The sequence below is a fragment of the Zooshikella ganghwensis DSM 15267 genome (assembly GCF_000428585.1).
Taxonomy (GTDB): domain Bacteria; phylum Pseudomonadota; class Gammaproteobacteria; order Pseudomonadales; family Zooshikellaceae; genus Zooshikella; species Zooshikella ganghwensis.
In genome coordinates, this window is record NZ_AUAF01000310.1 from 1 (window position 1) to 2,352 (window position 2,352).

Sequence of the window (2,352 nt, forward strand, 5' to 3'; positions counted from 1 at the left end):
AAGGGACGGATGGATCAAAATTCATTATCCTAACGGATAAGTTAAATGAACCGCCCTGTGCGGTCCCGCATGCAGGGTGGTGTGGGGAGAGCTGAGGAAATACCAGCTCTTACCTGATTAAAGGACATTTAGAGCCTTCTTAGCAGTTTTGACAAAAGCGTCTCGCCTAGATTTCGCTTTCCATTTTCCTGGTATAAATTGCCTATACATACGCCAACGGTTATTTTCAATATCTTTTCCCTCAAGATAATCAATGATCATCTTGAAATGCTCTTTATTCCAGCCCCAAATGCATTCAGATCCCACAGATGCAGAGTAATATGGTGATCCAAGATCTTCTAATTCAAAATAATTTAAATTTCTCTTGGATGTACTGCATGAATCACATTTGGCTGAAAATTTATTATCACCTTCTGTTTTTAAGAACCATCCATCTGGAGTGTCACTATATCCTTTTGCATTTAAAGGGTGCTGACATATTATTTTACCACCACACTTACATCGCAATTCGATTAATGGCGGGACAAGAGGGTGAAACATTCCGCCCGGTGACTTTCTGCGACCAATCATAAGTCCCCTTTAACGCCTGCATTTGCGAATGATTTGGAGCGCGGCGGAAAACCAGTCCGACAACATGCGCTTGTTATGTTTGATTGCCCAGTACGTGCCTTGAACCAACAAACAATTTAAATACAAAACTATTGCAATAACGCCAAGGAGTACTGGCCAAGTTGCAACATACATATGCGATGCGCCCTCATAGTACTCGGGGCGCTCGCGTACAAACAATAAATAGAACCAAGCTAACAGACCTACGCCAAGCACAAAGTCAGATGCCACCCGGTAGATATTAATGCCAGCCAGTTTAAAACGAGTTTTTGCTGATATTAAGAGTGCAGTGCCCGCTGGGAAAGCAGTAGCGAAGCCAGCAAGTAACGCTGAAACAAAAACATTCATGTGTATATCTGAAAACGCAGCGTGACGTAGAAAATCAAGGATTACGTTTACACCCGCCATTACCATCAACACTGAGATCAATATTATTCGAGTCATAATCTCAAATCTTTGCGAAAACATAACTATTAATAAACGTCACCCTTACACAAACCTAACCCCATTGTAGGGCTTATGGTTAAAGGCATCCAGCGGGGAGATACCAGCTCTTACCCGATTATGTTTTTCTTGATAAATACGCATAAATTCTTAGCAAACTTTTATGTGCGACTGAATCTAACTCTAGAATATTGAGTACTTTTTCATTCTTTGCATAATCGCTCTTTATCAACGAAGCTCCAGCTTCTGATGCTGGGTGGCGAACCAAGGCTCTTGCAAGCGCATACGCAGTTTCAGGTTCAATTCCCCCCAAATAGCCAGCAGCTTCGATAGCATAGGGGTTGTCAATTTCAATTCCCTCTAAGACATATTCTTCTAGGGGCTTTGCTACAGAACCCAATAGCTTGACTGTAACAAAACCACAACCGATTGCGCCAATATCTCTATAAGACTTTCCAAATTCGTTTTTTGCAGCCCCATTAAAAAGCGATTCCAGTATGGGTACTGCTTCCTCCTTCAGTTTCGACAACTCATGAGTTGCGAACGGCCTTTCAGATGGAGATAAAAAAAGCTCAAAATAATTCATACATGTTTTTCTGATGCTCGGAAACATAACTATTAATGAACGGTGTCCTCTCGGTGAACATGCCTGAAAGCAAATTTTTTAACTCGTACGCTTATCGAGGAGGCACCGTTTTATAGTCAATTTATAGGCATGGTTCATGTGCAGTGAACACTTTCCTACGCCATCACTAACTTTTTAACCGCTCTTAGTCTATCTGAAGAACGACACCAAATCCTGGGATTTCTTTTTGGATTGGCTTCGCATCCTTGGGCGCTGATTTCAGCCGCAGGAAAAACCAGATCCCAGAGCTTATATGTTCCAGCGCGACATATTACCGTAATTATGATAATTACGGTAAATAATCGTAAAGTCTGCGTTGTTGGTTCTACTTATTAAAATGTACCTTTGAAAAAGTAGAGTTTTTGAAATAGGATAGGTGGTGGCGAATACCCACTTTTTACAAGGAGCGCGATCAGTGATTTTTGATGTAAGAGCGACCTTCAAGTTAGGCCGACGTTGTCGGCGACTTTTAACAAGTGCCAATCATCAGGCTCAGTGTTCACTTCGCAACATTTAAATCCGTTTATACGACATGTTTCGACTATCCTCCTCGCCTCGTTAAATACCTTGCGCGGTAAAACAGGTGATGTCCTATTCGTATTCCCTCTAAGCTCAAACACCTACTGCATACCAAGCAGCTCTGGTGGCGTTATTACATAAAGCACAAAGACCAG

The 2,352-nt window shown here is 41.8% G+C and carries 3 protein-coding genes; all 3 read right to left on the bottom strand.

Annotated features, from left to right (window positions below; all coding sequences use genetic code 11):
• Positions 1 to 117 precede the first annotated feature (117 nt).
• Complete coding sequence (locus tag F607_RS0126335) at positions 118 to 570, bottom strand: hypothetical protein (RefSeq protein WP_027710382.1); 453 nt, start codon at positions 568 to 570, stop codon at positions 118 to 120.
• 9 nt (positions 571 to 579) lie between these two features.
• Positions 580 to 1,053, bottom strand: coding sequence for a hypothetical protein (locus F607_RS32090; RefSeq protein ID WP_230400464.1), 474 nt, complete (start codon positions 1,051 to 1,053; stop codon positions 580 to 582).
• 118 nt (positions 1,054 to 1,171) lie between these two features.
• The gene (locus tag F607_RS0126345) at positions 1,172 to 1,639 is read right to left on the bottom strand and encodes a hypothetical protein (RefSeq protein WP_038292455.1); all 468 of its coding nucleotides are present in this window, start codon (positions 1,637 to 1,639) and stop codon (positions 1,172 to 1,174) included.
• Positions 1,640 to 2,352: the final 713 nt, after the last annotated feature.

Excerpts from the sequence above, each read along its gene's own strand:
- F607_RS0126335 (WP_027710382.1), bottom strand. The coding sequence starts at position 570 with ATGATTGGTCGCAGAAAGTCACCGGGCGGAATGTTTCACCCTCTTGTC.
- F607_RS32090 (WP_230400464.1), bottom strand. The coding sequence starts at position 1,053 with ATGACTCGAATAATATTGATCTCAGTGTTGATGGTAATGGCGGGTGTA.
- F607_RS0126345 (WP_038292455.1), bottom strand. The coding sequence starts at position 1,639 with ATGAATTATTTTGAGCTTTTTTTATCTCCATCTGAAAGGCCGTTCGCA.